General features: G+C 71.2%; 19 protein-coding genes. 17 read left to right on the forward strand and 2 right to left on the reverse strand.

What is annotated here, in order from left to right; translation table 11 throughout:
• Positions 1-74: 74 nt before the first annotated feature.
• The 15 genes from JT1_RS00500 (at position 75) to JT1_RS00570 (ending at position 13,546) form a co-directional block, all read left to right on the forward strand.
• Positions 75-848: an SDR family oxidoreductase gene (locus JT1_RS00500; RefSeq protein ID WP_068321354.1), complete on the forward strand. Its 774-nt coding sequence runs from the start codon at positions 75-77 to the stop codon at positions 846-848.
• Positions 849-873: 25 nt separating this feature from the next.
• Positions 874-1,878 (forward strand): 2,5-dihydroxypyridine 5,6-dioxygenase NicX family protein, encoded by a 1,005-nt coding sequence (locus tag JT1_RS00505; RefSeq protein WP_068321357.1) that lies wholly within the window; start codon positions 874-876, stop codon positions 1,876-1,878.
• A 1-nt stretch (position 1,879) separates the two neighbouring features.
• Positions 1,880-2,980, forward strand: a complete 1,101-nt coding sequence (locus JT1_RS00510) for a DODA-type extradiol aromatic ring-opening family dioxygenase (RefSeq protein WP_068321360.1) — start codon at positions 1,880-1,882, stop codon at positions 2,978-2,980.
• Positions 2,977-3,846 (forward strand): nitrilase-related carbon-nitrogen hydrolase, encoded by an 870-nt coding sequence (locus tag JT1_RS00515; protein ID WP_068321363.1) that lies wholly within the window; start codon positions 2,977-2,979, stop codon positions 3,844-3,846. The genes JT1_RS00510 and JT1_RS00515 overlap by 4 nt, the downstream gene beginning before the upstream one ends.
• The gene (locus JT1_RS00520; protein ID WP_068321366.1) at positions 3,843-4,157 is read left to right on the forward strand and encodes a hypothetical protein; all 315 of its coding nucleotides are present in this window, start codon (positions 3,843-3,845) and stop codon (positions 4,155-4,157) included. Before JT1_RS00515 ends, JT1_RS00520 begins: the two co-directional genes overlap by 4 nt.
• Positions 4,150-4,971: a GntR family transcriptional regulator gene (locus tag JT1_RS00525; protein ID WP_068321369.1), complete on the forward strand. Its 822-nt coding sequence runs from the start codon at positions 4,150-4,152 to the stop codon at positions 4,969-4,971. The genes JT1_RS00520 and JT1_RS00525 overlap by 8 nt, the downstream gene beginning before the upstream one ends.
• A 33-nt stretch (positions 4,972-5,004) precedes the next feature.
• Complete coding sequence (locus JT1_RS00530) at positions 5,005-5,790, forward strand: maleate cis-trans isomerase family protein (protein WP_068321372.1); 786 nt, start codon at positions 5,005-5,007, stop codon at positions 5,788-5,790.
• Positions 5,787-6,623 carry a VOC family protein gene (locus JT1_RS00535; RefSeq protein WP_068321374.1) on the forward strand — a complete coding sequence of 279 codons (837 nt, stop codon included), beginning with the start codon at positions 5,787-5,789 and terminating at the stop codon, positions 6,621-6,623. The genes JT1_RS00530 and JT1_RS00535 overlap by 4 nt, the downstream gene beginning before the upstream one ends.
• 16 nt (positions 6,624-6,639) lie before the next feature.
• Positions 6,640-7,449 carry an SDR family oxidoreductase gene (locus JT1_RS00540; RefSeq protein WP_068321377.1) on the forward strand — a complete coding sequence of 270 codons (810 nt, stop codon included), beginning with the start codon at positions 6,640-6,642 and terminating at the stop codon, positions 7,447-7,449.
• A complete protein-coding gene (locus JT1_RS00545) occupies positions 7,446-8,177 on the forward strand; it encodes an SDR family NAD(P)-dependent oxidoreductase (protein ID WP_068321380.1) in 732 nt (243 codons plus the stop codon). Before JT1_RS00540 ends, JT1_RS00545 begins: the two co-directional genes overlap by 4 nt.
• A 40-nt stretch (positions 8,178-8,217) precedes the next feature.
• Positions 8,218-9,036 carry an SDR family oxidoreductase gene (locus JT1_RS00550; protein ID WP_068321384.1) on the forward strand — a complete coding sequence of 273 codons (819 nt, stop codon included), beginning with the start codon at positions 8,218-8,220 and terminating at the stop codon, positions 9,034-9,036.
• A gap of 91 nt (positions 9,037-9,127) precedes the next feature.
• The gene (locus JT1_RS00555) at positions 9,128-9,988 is read left to right on the forward strand and encodes an FAD binding domain-containing protein (protein ID WP_068321387.1); all 861 of its coding nucleotides are present in this window, start codon (positions 9,128-9,130) and stop codon (positions 9,986-9,988) included.
• Positions 9,985-10,461, forward strand: a complete 477-nt coding sequence (locus JT1_RS00560; RefSeq protein ID WP_068321390.1) for a (2Fe-2S)-binding protein — start codon at positions 9,985-9,987, stop codon at positions 10,459-10,461. Before JT1_RS00555 ends, JT1_RS00560 begins: the two co-directional genes overlap by 4 nt.
• A complete protein-coding gene (locus JT1_RS00565; RefSeq protein ID WP_068321393.1) occupies positions 10,458-12,836 on the forward strand; it encodes a xanthine dehydrogenase family protein molybdopterin-binding subunit in 2,379 nt (792 codons plus the stop codon). Before JT1_RS00560 ends, JT1_RS00565 begins: the two co-directional genes overlap by 4 nt.
• Before the next feature lie 29 nt (positions 12,837-12,865).
• A complete protein-coding gene (locus JT1_RS00570) occupies positions 12,866-13,546 on the forward strand; it encodes an SRPBCC family protein (protein WP_068321398.1) in 681 nt (226 codons plus the stop codon).
• A 94-nt stretch (positions 13,547-13,640) separates the two neighbouring features.
• Here JT1_RS00570 and JT1_RS00575 read toward each other — a convergent pair whose 3' ends face one another.
• Together JT1_RS00575 and JT1_RS00585 are read right to left on the reverse strand one after the other, a co-directional pair.
• The gene (locus JT1_RS00575; protein WP_032491516.1) at positions 13,641-14,903 is read right to left on the reverse strand and encodes an ISL3-like element ISTesp2 family transposase; all 1,263 of its coding nucleotides are present in this window, start codon (positions 14,901-14,903) and stop codon (positions 13,641-13,643) included.
• Positions 14,904-15,249: 346 nt separating this feature from the next.
• Complete coding sequence (locus JT1_RS00585) at positions 15,250-15,837, reverse strand: flavin reductase family protein (protein ID WP_068321403.1); 588 nt, start codon at positions 15,835-15,837, stop codon at positions 15,250-15,252.
• A gap of 77 nt (positions 15,838-15,914) precedes the next feature.
• Here JT1_RS00585 and JT1_RS00590 point away from each other — a divergent pair, with 77 nt between their 5' ends.
• Together JT1_RS00590 and JT1_RS00595 are read left to right on the forward strand one after the other, a co-directional pair.
• Positions 15,915-16,574, forward strand: coding sequence for a DUF4328 domain-containing protein (locus tag JT1_RS00590; RefSeq protein WP_169701782.1), 660 nt, complete (start codon positions 15,915-15,917; stop codon positions 16,572-16,574).
• On the forward strand, positions 16,571-16,882 hold the full coding sequence (locus tag JT1_RS00595; protein ID WP_068321409.1) for an antibiotic biosynthesis monooxygenase family protein: 312 nt from the start codon (positions 16,571-16,573) through the stop codon (positions 16,880-16,882). Before JT1_RS00590 ends, JT1_RS00595 begins: the two co-directional genes overlap by 4 nt.
• Positions 16,883-16,913 lie beyond the last annotated feature (31 nt).

Raw genomic sequence — 16,913 nt, forward strand, 5'->3', positions numbered from 1 at the left:
CACAGCGTGGGCCACGCTGTGGCGACCAGAGAAATGTATGCAAAGATGAATGCAAAACGACTGAGGGGATTGACGTGGATCTGGCACTGAACGGCAAGGTCGCGCTCGTGACCGCCGCCTCCCGCGGGATCGGCCGCGCCACGGCCGAGCGGCTCGCGAGCGAGGGCGCGACCGTGATCGCGGCCGCCCGGACCGAGGGGCGCGAGGTCGAGGAGCTCGGCACCGGTCGCATCGTCCCGCTGACGGTGGACCTCGGTGAGGCGGGAGCCGCGGCGGACCTCGTGGAGCGGGTGCGTGCCGAGCACGGGTCGGTCGACGTCCTCGTCGCCAACACCCCGGGCCCGAAGCTGTCGCCGGCCCTCGAGCTCACCTGGCAGGACTGGTCCGCGGCGCACGACGCCCTGCTGCGCCCGGTCGTCGAGATGATGACCGCCGCCGGCAAGGTCATGGTCGAGCAGGGCCGTGGCTCGATGGTGCTCGTCTCCTCGTCCTGGGTCCGCCAGCCGTCGCCCGCCGGGGTGCTCTCCGCCGCCTACCGCTCGGCGCAGTCCTCCTTCGTCAAGTCGCTCGCGGCCGAGATCGCTCCGCGTGGGGTCCGCGTCAACCAGGTCCTCGTGGGCGCCACCGGCACCGAGCGGATGGAGAAGATCCTGCGCGGCAAGGCCGAGGTCAACGGTACGGACCGTCAGACCGAGCTCGACCGCGTCGTCGCCGACATCCCGCTCGGCCGCTGGGGCGAGGCGCACGAGATCGGCGACCTCATCGCCTTCCTCGCGTCCGACCTGCCCGGCTTCTCCACCGGGTCCTCCTTCGTCATCGACGGCGGCGCGATCCGCGCTGCCCACTGAACCCCACCGATAAGGAACAACAACCATGTCCCGATCGCTCACCGAGAACTTCGTCAAGCAGTTCGAGCTGTGCAAGGTCACCTCTGGCGAGGTCGTCGCCGTCATCGCCGAGCTGGGCGAGAAGGAGGCGTACGTCGCGGCGTCCGTCGCTGCCGCCCGACAGCTGGGTGCGAGCGCCCTCGTGCTGCACGCCTCGAGCCTGTCCAGCCCGATGCTGCCGCCCTACGAGGCCGATGGTCGCGAGGTCGCTGCCCTGCTCGCCGCCGCGGGGGAGGCCGACTTCGTCGTCGACTGCACCGTGGGTGGGCTCATCCACTCCGACGTGCGCACGCGCATCACGGGCAACGGCAAACGGATGCTCTTCGTCGCCGAGCCCAACGACGTCCTCGAGCGCCTCATGGGCGGCGAGGAGCTCAAGGCCAGCGTCTCCGCGGCCGGTGACGTCCTGCGCGACGGCCGCACCCTGCACGTGGTGAGCGACGCCGGTACCGACCTCACCGCCGACGTGTCGGGTGAGGACCTGCCGATCACCATGCAGTGGGGCTACGTCGACGTGCCCGGCCGCTGGGACCACTGGCCGAGCGGTTTCGCCGCCTGCTTCCCCAAGGACCGCAGCGCCCAGGGTCGGATCGTCCTGCAGCCGGGCGACGCGCTCATCCCGTGGCAGCGCTACGTGCGCGACGAGGTGACGATCGAGGTCAAGGACGGCTTCATCACCTCGATCACCGGTGGTGCGGACGCCCACCTGCTCAACGACTACTTCGAGTCGTGGGAGGACCCTGAGGTGTGGGCGCTCAGCCACATGGGCTGGGGCCTGCTGCCGCAGGCCCGCTGGTCCGCCTTCGACGTCTACGACCCGCGCAGCCTCTACGGCCAGGAGCTGCGCTCGACGGCCGGCAACTTCATGTGGTCGACCGGGTCCAACCGGTTCGCCGACCGGGAGACCCCCGCCCACCTCGACGTGCCGATGCGGAGCTGCACGGTGAGCGTCGACGAGCAGGTCGTCGTGCGCGACGGGAAGCTGGTCTGACATGAGTGACGGCTCCCTCGAGCAGGCCATCCTCGCCATGGCCCGGGACGGCGCGCTCCTCGAGCGGGTCCGGCAGGACCCGGAGGGAGGGGCCGCCGAGCTCGGGATCACCCAGGCCTGGGTCGAGACGATCATCCGCGGCGACCGGGACCGGCTGCGGTCGGCCGGGGTCAACGACGGTGTGACGATCCTCGTCAGCCGGTGGTTCCAGGACGACATCGCGGACAGCCAGAGCCAGGGCAAGCTCCACGTCGACACGGAGACCCCGCTGCCGCCCAAGGACCTGCCGAGCGGACTCGTCTTCGCCGGCGGCGCCTCGCACGTGCCGGACCTGCTCGCCCGCCCCGAGATCGACCCTGACGACGGGGTCCAGCGCCTGCTGGCGGGCTACGAGCGGATGGCGACCGACCTGCGGGCGGCCGACCCCGACGTCATCCTCGTGACGGCCGACTGCCACTTCCAGAGCTTCGAGACCCACCACTACGTCGTCGGTACCGCTGCGACGCACGGGGGCTCGATGGAGTTCTTCAAGCGGCCGGACCTGGACCTGCAGCTCACCGGCAGCCCCGAGATGGCCAAGCACATCACCGACGCCGTGCGACTGGCCGGGCTCGAGGTCGAGGAGGCCCCGCGGGTCGACCTCGACCACGGGCTCATCGTCCCCCTTCGCCTCATGCTGCCGCGGCCGGACGTCCCCGTCGTGCCGATCATCACCCAGCCCCACCGCAGCTTCTCGCCCTACGGCGCTCGGGCCTTCGGCGCCGCGATGCGCTCGGCGGTCGAGCGCTCGGGGCTCAAGGTCGCGATGGTCGCCACCGGGGGCCTGAGTCACTGGCTCGACCCCGGCAAGTTCGGCAGCGTGGACGTCGAGTTCGACACCTACCTGCTGGAGATGCTCCAGGCCGGGCGCGGCACGGACATCGCCAACCTCGAGCCGTACCCGCTGCTCGACCACGGGCAGTACGAGTTCCCCAACTGGCTGATCATGCTGGGCCTGGTCGGTCCCGGGGTGCGCGGCGAGGTGTACGCCTACGAGCCCATGGACGCCTCCGGCGGCGGCTGGACCGTCGTGCGGATGGACCTCGAGGAGGAGCCGGCATGAGCGAGCGCACCCTGCGGGTCGGCCTGACCCAGTGGCATGCCACGCGGGACGTCGCGGCCAACGTCGAGCTGGCGCTGCGCGCCATCCGCGGCTGCGCGGCGGAGGAGGCCGACCTCGTCGTCCTCCCCGAGAACGGCCTGATGCTCGGGACCAACGTCGAGATGCGGGAGGCGGCCTTCAGCGAAGGGGGCGACCCCCACCTCGAGCGCATCGCAGAGGCCGCACGGGAAAACGACGTCGTAGTGGTCGTCGGCGGGTTGAAGAACCGGACCGACGAGGGCACCTTCAACTCCGCCCTCGTCTACGACCGCGCGGGCGAGCTCGTGGGTCGCTACGACAAGATCCACCTCTTCGATGCGCGCATCGGTGGGCAGTCCTTCGAGGCCAGCTCGGTCGAGCAGGCCGGAGCGGCCCCCGTCATCGTCGACGTCGACGGCGTCGCCGTGGGGATCACCGTCTGCTACGACGTCCGCTTCCCCGAGCTGTACCGGACCCTGGCCCTCGAAGGGGCCGAGGTGATCCTCGTCCCGGCGGCGTTCACCCGGGTCACCGGCGCCGCCCACTGGGAGGTGCTCCTGCGCTCCCGGGCGATCGAGTCCGCCGCCTTCGTCATCGCCAGCGCCACGGTCCACGGTGACGGCGAGGTGCCCGACGCCTTCGAGACGTGGGGCCACGCGCTCGCGGTCGGTCCGTGGGGCGAGGTGCTGGCCGACCTCGGCGAGGAGCCCTTCGCGACGACCGTGCTCGACCTCGACCTGGGTGAGGTCTCGGCCGCGCGGGACAGGCTCCCGGTGCTGCGCGGGGTCCGCCCCGACGCCTACCGTGCTGAGACCCGACGATTCACGACGACAGGAGTGACGACATGAGCGACAAGATCCACCCCGACCTGGGCGACGCGCAGCCCGGCCCGGACGTCAAGGACGAGCCGGACCCGGTGCCCGGTGTCATCAGCACGGAGGAGTGGCAGGGGATCGGCAACGAGTTCACCGGCGTGCTCTTCCGCAAGGTGCGCACCAACAACGGCGAACGGCTCCAGCTCTTCGTCCCCCGTCGGGGGCACAGCGTCACCCTCGACCCGATGCAGCTCGAGATCGTCGCGGCGCAGGACCCGGCGTTCTTCAGCCACCTGCACGCGAAGGAGCTCGGCGCGGTGTCGCAGGACGCGCCCGATGCCTGAGCAGGAGAGCAGCGTGGGGCGGGCGGGCAATGTCGTCGAGGAGGTCGCGGAGGCATTGCGGGAGCAGATCGTCTCCGGGGCCCTGCCGCCGGGCATGCGCCTGAGCCAGGCCGACGTGGCGCGGCAGCTCGACGTGTCGCGGACCCCCCTTCGCGAGGCCCTGCACAAGCTGCAGGCCGAGGGGCTCGTGGTCACCCAGGCCAACCGGGGCATGTCGGTCGCGCCGGCACCGCTCCACCAGGTGGAGGACGCCTACGCCCTGCGCCTGCTCACGGAGCCCCCCATGGTGCGGGCCATTGTCTCGACGATCGAGGACGACGCGCTCGCGGACATGGCCGACCGGCTGGCGGTCATGGAGCAGGACCACCCGAGCACGCGGGACTTCCAGGACGCCCACTTCGCCTTCCACGACGTCATCACCCGGCGCTACCCCAAGGCCGTCTCCCGCCTCGTCGATGCGCAGATCATGCTGATCCAGCGTCACCAGCGGCTCTACTTCGCGCGGCCCCGGGCGTTGAGCAACTTCACCGACGTCGACCGCGGCTTCCTCCACGCCGTGACGACCCGTGAAGGTGCGGCCGCCGCTCGGATGATGGAGTTCCACCTCCTCGACGCGGCGATCGGCATGATCCACGAGGTCGACCCGGACTACGTCTTCGACGCGCTGCTCGTGACCTGCGACGCCCTGGACATCGACCTCGCCGAGCGACCCGACGGCCGCTTCGACGTCACCTGGCGGCACCACTTCTACGACATCGAGGTCGCCGAGACCTCCAACCTCGTCCCCCAGAGGGGCCCCGGCCAGACCGGCTGACGAGGCCCACCCTTCCCCCACAGGAGCACACCCATGCACACCCCCATCCGCGTCGGCCTCATCGTGCCCAGCAGCAACGTGACGATGGAGACCGAGATCCCGGCCATGCTGCGCGCTCGGGAGCAGGTCGCGCCGGAGCGTTTCACCTTCCACTCCGCGCGCATGCGGATGAAGCAGGTGACGCCCGAGGAGCTGGCCGCGATGGACGCGGACTCCGAGCGGGCCGCCGCCGAGCTGGCCGACGCCCGGGTCGACGTCATGGGGTACGCCTGCCTCGTCGCGATCATGTCCCAGGGGCACGGCTACCACCGGACCTCCGAGGAGCGTCTGGGTCGCGTGGCGCGCGAGGAGACGGGTGGCGACCTGCCGGTCGTGTCCTCGGCCGGTGCGCTCGTCGAGGCGCTCGAGCACCTCGGCGCCAGCAAGGTCGCGGTGCTGACCCCGTACATGAAGCCGCTCACCGCCACCGTGTGCAGCTACATCGAGAACGAGGACATCGAGGTCGTCGACTCCATCAGCCGCGAGGAGCCCGACAACCTCAAGGTCGGACAGCTCGACCAGGACGAGCTCATCCGCCTCGCGGGCGAGGTGGACACCACCGGCGCGGATGCACTCGTCATCAGCGCCTGCGTGCAGATGCCCTCCCTCCGGGCGCTCGCCGAGGTCCAGCGGCGCTCGCCGATCCCCGTCGTCAGCGCCGCGTCCGCCACCGTGTGGAAGATGCTGCGCGAGCTCGACCTCGACCCGGTGGTGCCCGAGGCCGGGGCGCTCCTCGGCCAGCCACTCGGGCAGGCCGTCGCCCAGGCGGTCTCCCGATGAAGGTCCACGGACTGGCCTGGCTCGGGTCGAGCAGCCCGGCCCTCGAGGAGATGACGGCGTTCATCCGCGACGGGCTGGGCCTCGAGGTCCAGCAGGAGCAGGACGACGCGCGGGTCTTCGGGTTCCCCGACGGCAGCGCCTTCGAGATCTTCAAGCCGAGCGACGACGCGCACGACTTCTTCGAGCACCCCGTCGCGGGCTTCCTCGTCGACGACGTGGCGGAGGTCCGGGCGCACCTGGAGTCCCGGGGCGTCGAGTTCGTCGGGGAGATCCATGAGGGGGTCGAGGACTCGTGGTCGCCACGCTGGACCCACTTCCGCGGACCGGACGGCTACCTCTACGGGCTGGTCACCAGCTGGCCGCAGCAGCGGGTCTCGCGTGACCGCGGCTTCGACGAGCTGCGTTTCTGCCTGCGCGTCGACGACTTCGACACCGCCCTGGCCCAGTACCGCGACGGGCTCGGGATGCAGGTCGTCGACGAGTGGACCCACCCGGACGGGCAGCGGGGTGCACTCTTCGGCGTCGTGCCCGCGGCCCTGGAGATCTTCGACGGGCCGCAGGCGGACCTCGTCGACACCGTGGAGGCGGGGGAGCCGCTCCGGCGTGACCACGGGTTGCGCGTCGAGGTCGCCGACCTCCCCGCCCTGGAACGGCTCGCAGCCGTGCTGGAAGCGGCTGGTGCCACGCGTCGCCCCGCCGGCGTCGTCCAGACCCCGTGGGAGCAGACCTGCCTGCGGCTCGACCTGCCCGACGGTGAGCAGATGACCATCTCCATCCTCCCGGCGCAAGAGCGCGCGGACCGTGCCGTCGCACGTGCCCGGATCAACTTCTGACGAAGGAGTCAGCACCATGACCACAGCCACCGCCCGTCTCGACGGCAGGGTCGTCGTCTTCACCGGAGCAGGTGGCGGGATCGGCCTGTCCGCCGTGCGCAGGTTCGTGGGGGAGGGCGCGCGCGTCGTCGCCGTCGACATCTCCGATCGGGTCGCGGAGGCCACTGCCGATCTCGGTGACGCCGTGATCCCGGTCGTCGCCGATGTCTCGACGTGGGAGGGCAACTGCGCCGCGGTGGACGCCGCGGTAGACGCGTGGGGTCGCCTCGACGTCTTCGTCGGGAACGCCGGGATCACTGATGGGGCGCGCCCGCTGGAGGACATCCCCGGGGAGGACCTCGCCCGCGCCTTCCACGAGCTGTTCGACGTGAACGTCCTCGCGCTCCTGCTGGGCGCCCGGGCCGCGCTGCCTGCCCTGCTGGAGAGCCGGGGATCGATCATCCTCACCGGGTCCTTCGCGAGCTCGCACGCGGCCGGGGGAGGGGCGCTCTACACCGCGTCCAAGCACGCGGTGCTCGGCGTCGTGCGCCAGCTGGCGTACGAGCTCGCCCCGGACGTCCGCGTCAACGGGATCGCGCCCGGTGTCGCCCCGACCCGCCTGAAGGGCCTGTCCACCTTGGGCCAGGAGGCGACCGACTCCGTGCTCGACGGCACCGCCGCGATCCTGCCGCTCCAGCGGGTGCCCGAGCTCAGCGACTTCGACGGGGCGTTCGTCATGCTGGCCTCGGACGACGCAGCGATCATGACCGGCGCGATGGTCACCATCGACAGCGGGCTGTCCGTGCGCGGACTGAGCCGACCGGGCGGCCGCGTCGGGGCGTCGTGACCTCCCCTTCGTCCCGCGTCGCCCTCGTGACCGGTGCGCGAAGGGGGATCGGCGCCGCGACCGTCGCCGCGCTCGCCGACGCGGGGCTGCGGGTCGTCGCAGCCGTCCGTGCTCCGACGGAGGTGCCCGGCGCCGAGCTGACGGTCATCGGCGACGTCACCCGGCCGGGGGATGTCCAGCGCATGCTCGCCGAGGTGCGCGACCACGTCGGGGAGATCGAGGTCCTCGTCAACAACGCGGGTGGCTTCCTGCGGGCCGGGACGACGCTCGACACACCGGTCGAGGAGTGGGAGGAGCAGCTCGCGCTCAACCTCACGGCGCCTTTCCTCCTGACGCAGGCCGTGCTGCCGGGGATGCTCGCACGCGGGTGGGGCCGCATCGTCACGATCGGCTCCGTCGTCGCGCACGCACCCGCTCGCGGTAATGCCGCGGCCTACGTCGCGGCCAAGGCGGGTGTCGTCGGGTGGACGCGGCAGCTCGCGTTGGAGACGGCGGGGACCGGGGTGACGGCCAACGTCGTGAACCCCGGGACGACCGGCACGGAGCACCTCGATGACTACCTGCGCGCCAGCGACCAGGTGGCCACCGACCTGGCGTCCGGCATCCCGATGGGTCGCCTCGGCCGCCCGGCCGAGCTCGCGGCAGCCGTGCGCTACCTCGTCGGCGACGACGCAGGTTTCACCACCGGGATCTCCATCGACGTCAACGGCGGCGTCGCCATGATCTGACCCCGGGCACCGTGCCCGGGGCGTGAAAGGGAAGTACCTGATGTTCTCCATGAACGGCAAGATCGCGCTCGTCACCGGTGGTGCCGGTGGCATCGGCGAGGCCGTGGTACGTGCCTACGTCGAGGCCGGAGCGCGGGTGGGCATCCTCGACCGGGATGCCGAACGCCTCGAGGCCGTGACCAGGGACCTGGCCGACGCAGTCGTCGGGATCCACGGCAGCGTCGAACGGATGGCTGACAACGTGCGCGCCGTGCGCGAGACGGTCGACGCCTTCGGCGGGCTGACAACCTTCGTCGGCAACGCCGGGGTGGGCGCCGGGAATCTCACGCTCGCCCAGATGCCCGTCGACCGGCTCGAGGAGGCGATCGACGAGATCTTCGCGATCAACGTCCGCGGCTACCTCCTCGGCGCGCGCGCCGCACTCCCGGAGGTGCTGCGCGCTCACGGGTCGATGATCTTCTCCACCTCGATCGCCGGCTACCGGGCCGTCGACGACGGAGTGCTGTACGTCGCGAGCAAGCACGCCGACGTGGGCATCGTGCGCCAGCTCGCCTGGGAGTTCGCGCCCCGCGTGCGGGTCAACGGTGTCGCGATCGGGGTCGCGAAGACCAACATGGAGGGCCTGGAGTGCCTCGACCAGCCGACCGTTGACGCCGTGCTGCCCGGTGCGGAGGAGGTCATCCCGCTCGAGGTGATCCCTGAGGCCGCGGACCACGCCGGCGCCTTCGTCTACCTCGCCTCCGACCGGGCGTCGGTCGCGACGGGCGAGTGCATCTGGACCGACAGCGGCTTCGGCATCCGCGGGATCGGCTCGCCCCGTGGCGGCAGCGACCTCGACCCCGACGCGCTCGCCCTCTGACGGTCCCACACCCCCTTGACGGACCACCGCCCATCGGTAGGATGCATAACTGCATGCAAAGCGGCATGCAAAAACGTGAGACGAGGAGCAGATGAAGCCTCCCCCCTTCGACTACGAAGCGCCGGTGACCCTCGATGAGGTCCTGGAGCTGCTCCGGACGCACGAGGACGGCGCGGTCGTCCTGGCGGGCGGGCAGAGCCTCGTCCCCCTGCTCAACATGCGATTCGCCCGACCTGACGTGGTCGTGGACCTCAACCGGGTGACAGGGCTGGACGACATCGTCGTCACACCCGACGCCGTGACGCTGGGCGCCATGGTCCGTCTCACGACGATCGAGCGCGACGAGCAGCTGGCACAGGCACTCCCCGTCCTGGCCGAGGCAGCCTCCTGGGTGGCCCATCCGCAGATCCGTTGCCGCACGACGGTGGGCGGGACCCTGTGCCACGCCGACCCGTCGGCCGAGATGCCGACCGTCGCCGTGGCGCTCGGGGCCACGATGCACCTGCGGTCGGCGGATGCCTCGCGCGAGGTGCCTGCCGAGGACTTCTTCGACACCGTCTTCACGACGACCAAGGCGCCCGATGAGCTGCTCGTGTCGGTGGTCCTGCCGCGCCGCGCGGGCTGGTCCTTCCACTACGACGAGATCGCCCAGCGGCACGGGGACTTCCCGTACGCCGGGCTGTGCCTCGGGGTGGACCTGCGGGACGGCGTCATCGTCGATGTCCGCGCAGCCGCTGCCGGGGTCTCCGACACGCCGCAACGACTGCACGCCCTAGAGGACACCCTTCGCGGGCAGGCCGTCGGGTCGGGAGCCGAGGCCGCTGCGGAGGCCGCAGCCGGCGAGGTGGACCCGCCGGACGACGCGATGGGGTCGTCGGCCTTCCGCCGCAGTCTCCTGCGCACCCTGGTGCGCCGCCAGCTCTCCCGTCTCGAGGAAGTGGACGCAGCATGAACGAGGCAACCCGTGACATCCACGCCACCGTCAACGGCGTCACCTACGAGCGGAGCGTGCCCGTACGCATGCTCCTCAGCGACTTCGTGCGCCACGAGCTGCAGCAGACCGGAACTCACGTCGGCTGCGAGCAGGGCGTCTGCGGCGCGTGCACGATCCTCGTCGACGGCGAAGCCGTGCGGTCCTGCCTCATGCTCGCGGTCCAGGCCGACGGCCGGACCGTCGAGACCGTGGAGTCCTTGGCCGACGAGGACAGCCTGTCGGCCTTCCAGCAGGCGATGCAGGACCAGCACGGCCTGCAGTGCGGCTTCTGCACCCCCGGGATCCTCATGAGCGTCAGTGCGGCCCGCCGCTGCGGACGCACCGCGGACGAGGCCGAGACAGAGGTGCTCGGCGGCCACGTGTGCCGATGCACCGGTTACACCTCGATCAGGGCCGCCATCCGCCAGGCCTGGGAAGAAGGCACCGCATGAGCACCGAGACCCACCCCCAGGCGCCGGCCGCTCACGAGCAGGGTGACCTCATCGGTCAGAGCATCCCGCGGGTCCAGGACGACCGCATGCTCCGGGGACGCGGCTGGTACGTCGACGACGTGCCCGAGGCCGGCGTGCTCCACGCGGCACTCCTGCGCAGTCCGGTCGCGGCCGGCCGGATCGCGGACTTCGACGCCGCCGATGCCCAGGCAGCACCCGGGGTGCACCTCGTCCTTGGTCCTGACGACCTCGAGGACGCGCTGCAGACGATTCCGTCGCCGTGGCTGCTCCCCGGGCAGCAGGAGGTGGACATCGCGCTGTACAGCAGGCAGGTGCGGTTCGTGGGGCAGCCGCTCGCCGTCGTGGTCGCGGACAGCCGTGCCCTCGCGGAGGACGCGCTCGAGCTCATCGACATCGACATCGACGAGCAGCCGGCGGTCGCGTCCCTCGAGGCGGCACGTGCACCGGGCAGCCCCCTGGTCCGGCCGGAGTATGGCTCCAACCAGGTCGGTCAGATCCACTTCGGAGACCCCGTCGACGACCTCGAGGCCGTCTTCGCCTCGGCCGATCTGGTCGTCGAGCGCTGGTTCACCAGCCCGCGCATCGGCCACAACTCGATGGAACCCCGTGGTGTCGTGGCCGAGTGGAACCCCCGGACGCAGCGGATGGACGTGCACTCGTCGACGCAGGTACCGCACCTCGTGCGGCAGGAGCTCGCCCGGGTCCTCGGCCTGAGGGCCGACCAGGTCCGGGTCGCCGCGACGGACGTGGGCGGGGCCTTCGGGCTCAAGACGCTGCTCTTCCCCGACGAGGCACTCGTCTGCCTGGCCGCCCAGCGGCTGGGTCGCAAGGTCAAGTGGATCGAGGACCGCTCCGAGGCGCTCGTGGCCAGTCACCACGGTCGCGGCCAGGAGAGCCGCGCCCGGCTCGCGCTGGATGCGGACGGGACCTTCCTGGCCCTGCACGTGGAGATGCACGGCGACATGGGGGCGCATGCCACGAGCGGCACGAGCGGCAGCGGCCCGGTCCAGGTGGCCGGTCTCATGGTCGAGGGCCCGTACCGGTACAGCCGGGCTGCGGGTGCGACGGTGACCGGATGGTACACCAACCGTGTCCCGACCGGTGCCTTCCGTGGCTACGGCATGCCGGAAGCGACCTTCATCCGGGAGCGCCTCGTCGACGAGGCGGCACGGCTCGCGGGGCACGACCCGGTGGAGCTGCGCCTGCACAACATGTACCAGGCGGACCAGCTGCCCGCGGTCAGCCGCCTGATGATGCCCTACGACAACGGTGACTACCCCGCAGCACTGAGGCAGGCGGTGGCGCGCGGCAGCGAGCTCGACCGCACGAGCACCTCGCGCGTGCGACGGGGCGTCGGCTATGCGTCGACGACCGAGATCACCGGTTTCGCCCCGAGTGGTCTCGCCCAGATGTTCCAGATCCACTGGAGCACCTGGGACTCGGCCAAGGTGCGGATCAACGAGGACGGCTCCGTCACCGTCTTCTCCGGCGTGACGACCGTCGGGCAGGGCATCGAGACCTCGCTCAGCCAGATCGCGGCCCAGACGCTCGGAGTCCCGCTGGACCGAGTCTCCGTGCAGCTCGGCGACACGGATGTCTCGGGCTACTCGATCATGGCCTCGCAGGCCAGCCGCGCCCTGACCATCGCGGGCGCGGCCCTGCTCGGGGCAGCCACCCGGCTGCGCGAGCGCATGGACACGTTGGCCGGGAGCGCCCTCGAGGTGCCGGCGGAGGAGGTCGTCCTCGACGGGGACCACTTCACGACGTCCGACGGTGCCCGCCGTGTCTCCTGGGCCGAGGTGGCCCACCGGGGCTGGATGGGGTGGGGCCGCGGGCCGGACGACCCCATCGCGCTCGAAGAGGTCGGTGAGTACGACCCGAGCAGCATCACGTATGCGTACGCGACCCACGCGGCGCTCGTCGCCGTGGACCTCGACACCGGCAAGGTCGACCTGGAGGCCTACTGGCTCGCGCACGACGCCGGCGTCCTCGTGAACCCGATGATCGTCGACGGGCAGATGATCGGGGGAGCAGCGCAGGGGATCGGAGCCGCGCTGATGGAGGAGGCGACCTTCTCCCCGGACGGGCAGCCCACGACCACGACCTACCTCGACTACACGCTCCCGGTGTCCGAGGACATCCCGGACATCAAGATCGACCACCTCGTCACCCCGAGTGCCATCACCCCGGGCGGGTTCAAGGGTGTGGGCGAGGGTGGGACCATCCCCGCCACGGCCGCCGTGGCCAATGCGGTGGCCGCCGCGGTCCCGGAGATCGCCGAGCACGTGACGTCGATCCCCCTGACCCCCGGGCGGGTGTGGACCCTGCTCGACGACTCCGGCCTCACCCGCTGACCTGCGACTAACCCACCAAAGGAAAGACCATGATTCTTGAGCACGCCTTCACCGTCCCGACCGGTCCCGACGAGACCTGGCGGACCCTCCTCGACGTCGAGCGGGTCGCTCCGTGCATGCCGGGAGCGAGCCTGGACTCGGTCGAAGGTGACGACTTCACGGGACGGATCAGGGTCAAGCTCGGCGCGATCCAGATGGCCTACAAGATGAAGGGTCGCTTCGCGGAGAAGGACGAGTCCGCGCGGCGGGTGGTCATCGAGGGTTCGGGCAAGGAGAGTCGGGGTGGCGGGACGGTCAAGTCCACGATCACCCTGCAGCTCCTGCCCGCCGGGGAGTCCACAGAGGTCAAGGTGCTGACGGACCTCGCGATCACCGGCAAGCCTGCGCAGTTCGGTCGCGGTGCGCTCGACGACATCGGGGCCAGGATCCTGGGCCAGTTCGCCGACAACCTGGCCGCGATGGTCTCCGAGGACCCGTCGCAGGAGCAGGCGGCCACGATCAGCGCTGCGCCGACCGAGCCGGGGTCGCCTGACGCCGCTGGGGTGGTCGCCCCTGCACGGACCGAGCGTCCCGCGGCCGTCGAGGCGGAGCCGCTCGACCTGATGGGTGTCATCGCTCCGAGCCCGGACCGGATCATCGCTGTCGTCAGCTCGGTGACCGCACTCGTGCTCGCGCTCATCCTGCTCGGTCGGTCGCGCGCCCACGGCTGACGGCTCTCAGGTGGCCGTGCTGTCAGCTGGTGTGACTGGCGCGGCAACTGCCAGCGACGCAGCTGATTTGCGGCTCTCCTGACTGATCCGTGGGTCATTTCCGGCCTGGGAGGACGGGTCGGTGGCCGCCGAGGTTGAGCATGGCGAGGGCGATGAGGGCTTCGGGGGACTTGAAGCCGAAGGCGACGCGGGTGATGAGTCGGATCTTGGTGTTCACGGATTCGATGCGTCCGTTGGACAGGCCGTGCTCGATGGCGGCGAGGATCGAGGCCTTGTGCTTGACGATGCGGCGTTGGAGCTCGACGAAGGCGGGGATGCGGCAGCGTCGGGCCCAGCCGATCCAGCGTTCCAGGGCCGTCTCGGCCTCGTCGGCGGGTAGCTGGAAGACCAGGCGCAGTCCTTCCTTGAGCAGGTAGGCCCGGTGCAGGCGCGGGTCGGTCTTGGCGACCCAGGCGAGCTTGGCCTGCTGCCGGGTGGTGAGGTTCTCGGGGTTCTTCCACAGCGCGTACCGGGCGTGCTTGAGCGCCTTGGCGTGCCCGCTGGCCCGCCCGGCCCGGCGCTGCCGGACGGCGCCGCGGGCTTCGTTCCACGCCTGGCGACGGACCTCGTCCAGGGCGTCGGTGGCCCACTTGACGATGTGGAACGGATCGGCGCAGCGCACCGCGTTCGGGCACCGCTGGGCGACCACGGCGGCGATCCAGTCCGCCCCGTCGGCGCTGACGTGGGTGATCGCGGCGCACCGGTCGGGCCCGAGGGCCTCGAAGAACCTCGCCAGGGTGGGCTTGTCCCGGCCCGGGGCGGCCCAGACGAGCCGGCCGGTGTCGTGGTCGACCACGATCGTGAGGTAGCGGTGGCCCTTCTTGTAGGAGATCTCATCGATGCCGATCCGTCGCAGGCCGGCGAACCGGTCGCCGAGGGCCTCCACGTCGGTCCAGACCCGGGTGATGATCGCCCCGACGGTGCGCCAGGCGATGCGCATCAGCTCGGTGACCGCGGACTTGGAGCACTGCGTGGCCAGCCAGGCCACCTGCTCGTCGAAGACCAGGGTGTGGCCGGCCCCGTGCCTGGCCCACGGGACGGCGGCCACCGTGGGGCCGTGCTGGCGGCAGGCCACCCGCGGGGCGTCGGCCTCGAGGTAGACCTGCACCGTGCCCAGATCCAGGGCCCGCCACCGCCGCCGACCCTCGCCACGGTCGTACCCGGGCGACCTGCGCCCGCACCGTCCGCACCGGCCACGCACCCGAGCCCGGGGACGGACATGAGCCACCAGCAGCTGGTCGTCCTCATCGAACTCGATGTCCTCCACGACCGTCTTCTCGACGCCCAGCAAGGACCGCCATAGGCTTGCGTTCCGCACGCCGTTCTCCGCTCTTCAGGTAACTGACCTCAACAGCCAGAAACCTAGGCAGAGAGCGGCGTGCCCTCGTCAACGGCTCGCCAGAACACCCACGGAAGCGTCAGGAGAGCCTGATTTGCGCCCCTGAGCGCTGAAGTGAAGCAGCAGCCGGCGGTGGCGGTGCTCGAAGAAGAGGGGGAGCAGCCGGGCCGCGAAGTGGTGGACCAGCGGTAGCCGCGGCTCGAAGCCGACGGCGTCGGTGAGCTGAGTGCCGGGGGGAGGCCCGTCCGCGCTCGCGACCCGTTGCCAGACCGCAGCCCGCGAGGCGGGGACCCGACACCACGTTGCGAACTCCCGGACGGCCACGTCAGGGGCGCTCGGGCCGTCTCATGCGGACGACCTCGGGCGAGAGGCCCCACGCGTCATCGCCGAGGCGGGACATCGGGCGCAGCAGCTCGATGTCCGGGCGTCCGGCGACGAGCGCGTCGTCGGCGACGGTGATCGTGCGGACGTCCCCGAGGACGAGGTGGCTGTTGCCGAGCTTGATGCTCGAGTGGAGCGTGCACTCGATGGAGACCGGGGAGTCCGCGACGCGGGGGACCGGGACGCTCTCGCTCGGTTCGAGCCGCACGCCGAGTGCCTCCGCCTCGTCCACGGTCGGGTCGAAGGGGGCGCTGCTCGCGTTGGCCACGTCGCGCAGGTCCTCGGTGACCAGGTTGACGACGAAGTGCCCGGTCGCGAGGACATTGCGCAGGGTGTCCTTGCGGCCGACGGAGACGAAGCTGATGACCGGCGGGCGCGCACAGGCGACGTTGAAGAAGGAGTGCGGTGCGAGGTTGCCGACCCCGTCGGTCCCGACGCTCGTGATCCACGCGATCGGCCGGGGCACCACGACGGAGGTGAGCAAGGCGTAGGCGTTGGTGTCCGGGTCGGTGGTGTCGAAGACCGTGCGCATGAGCGCCAGCCTAGGTTGTCCACAGGTGGCCGGTCATCGCCGCGCGGCGCGACGTGCGGCTGCCTACCTTCGACGGCATGAGCACCCAACACGCACCCGTGCACCCCGCTGCGCAGCAACTCGCGCCGTCCGTACCGACCGGCCTCGCCACCGTGACGCAGGTCCTCACCGTCGCCCTGGCGGTGCTCATGCTCGTCCGAGCCGCGGCCATGGTGGTCGCAGGAGGAGACCAGCAGGCGTGGGTCGGTGACCAGCCGTCGGCCGCGGTCACGGCCGTCGGCGCCCTGACGAGCCTGACCATGCTGGTCCAGCTGCTCGCCGGGGGCCTCGGCTGCGTCTGGCTGTACCTGCACGTCACCACCGCCCGTGCGCTCAACCCCGACGGCTGGCACGACCGCGCTCCCTGCTGGGCATTCCTGGGGTGGGTGGCCCCGATCGTCTCGCTGTGGTTCCCCTACCAGGTGGTCCGCGACGGGGCGGCGAGCGTCGGGGCGCCCACCCGCGTCGTCGGATGGTGGTGGGCGACGTGGCTCACCCTCCAGGTCGTCGTCGCCGGTGAGGCGGTCGCGGCCCTCCTCGTGGTCGACGACGCCACGCCCTTCATGGTCGCGACCATGGTCACCGCCCTGGGCACGGCGGTCAGCGGTGCGCTGTGGGTCCGCGTCGTCCGATCGATGACCGACGCTGCGACCCGGTGTGCGGTCGCCCGCGTCCCCACCCCTACGGTCGTGCCATGAGCATCGTCAAGATCAACGCCATCAGCGTCCCCGAGCAGGCCCGCGAGGAGCTCGAGCGCCGCTTCGCAGCGCGGCAGGGCACCGTCGACCGGGCGCCCGGGTTCGAGGGCTTCCAGCTCCTGCGACCGACCGAAGGGGGCGACCGCTACTTCGTCGTCACCCGCTGGGCCGACGAGGACTCCTTCGCGGCGTGGCGCGACGGCGACGCCCGCGCCGCGCACTCCGGGGAGGCGAAGCAGCCGGTGGCCACCGGCGCGGAGCTGCTCGGCTTCGACGTCGTCCTCGACGTCCCGGCTCCCGGAGCCTGAGGAGCGCGATCCGCTGAGAGCGAACACGCGG

The organism is Janibacter terrae NBRC 107853 (assembly GCF_001591405.1).
GTDB classification, from domain to species: Bacteria; Actinomycetota; Actinomycetes; order Actinomycetales; family Dermatophilaceae; genus Janibacter; species Janibacter terrae.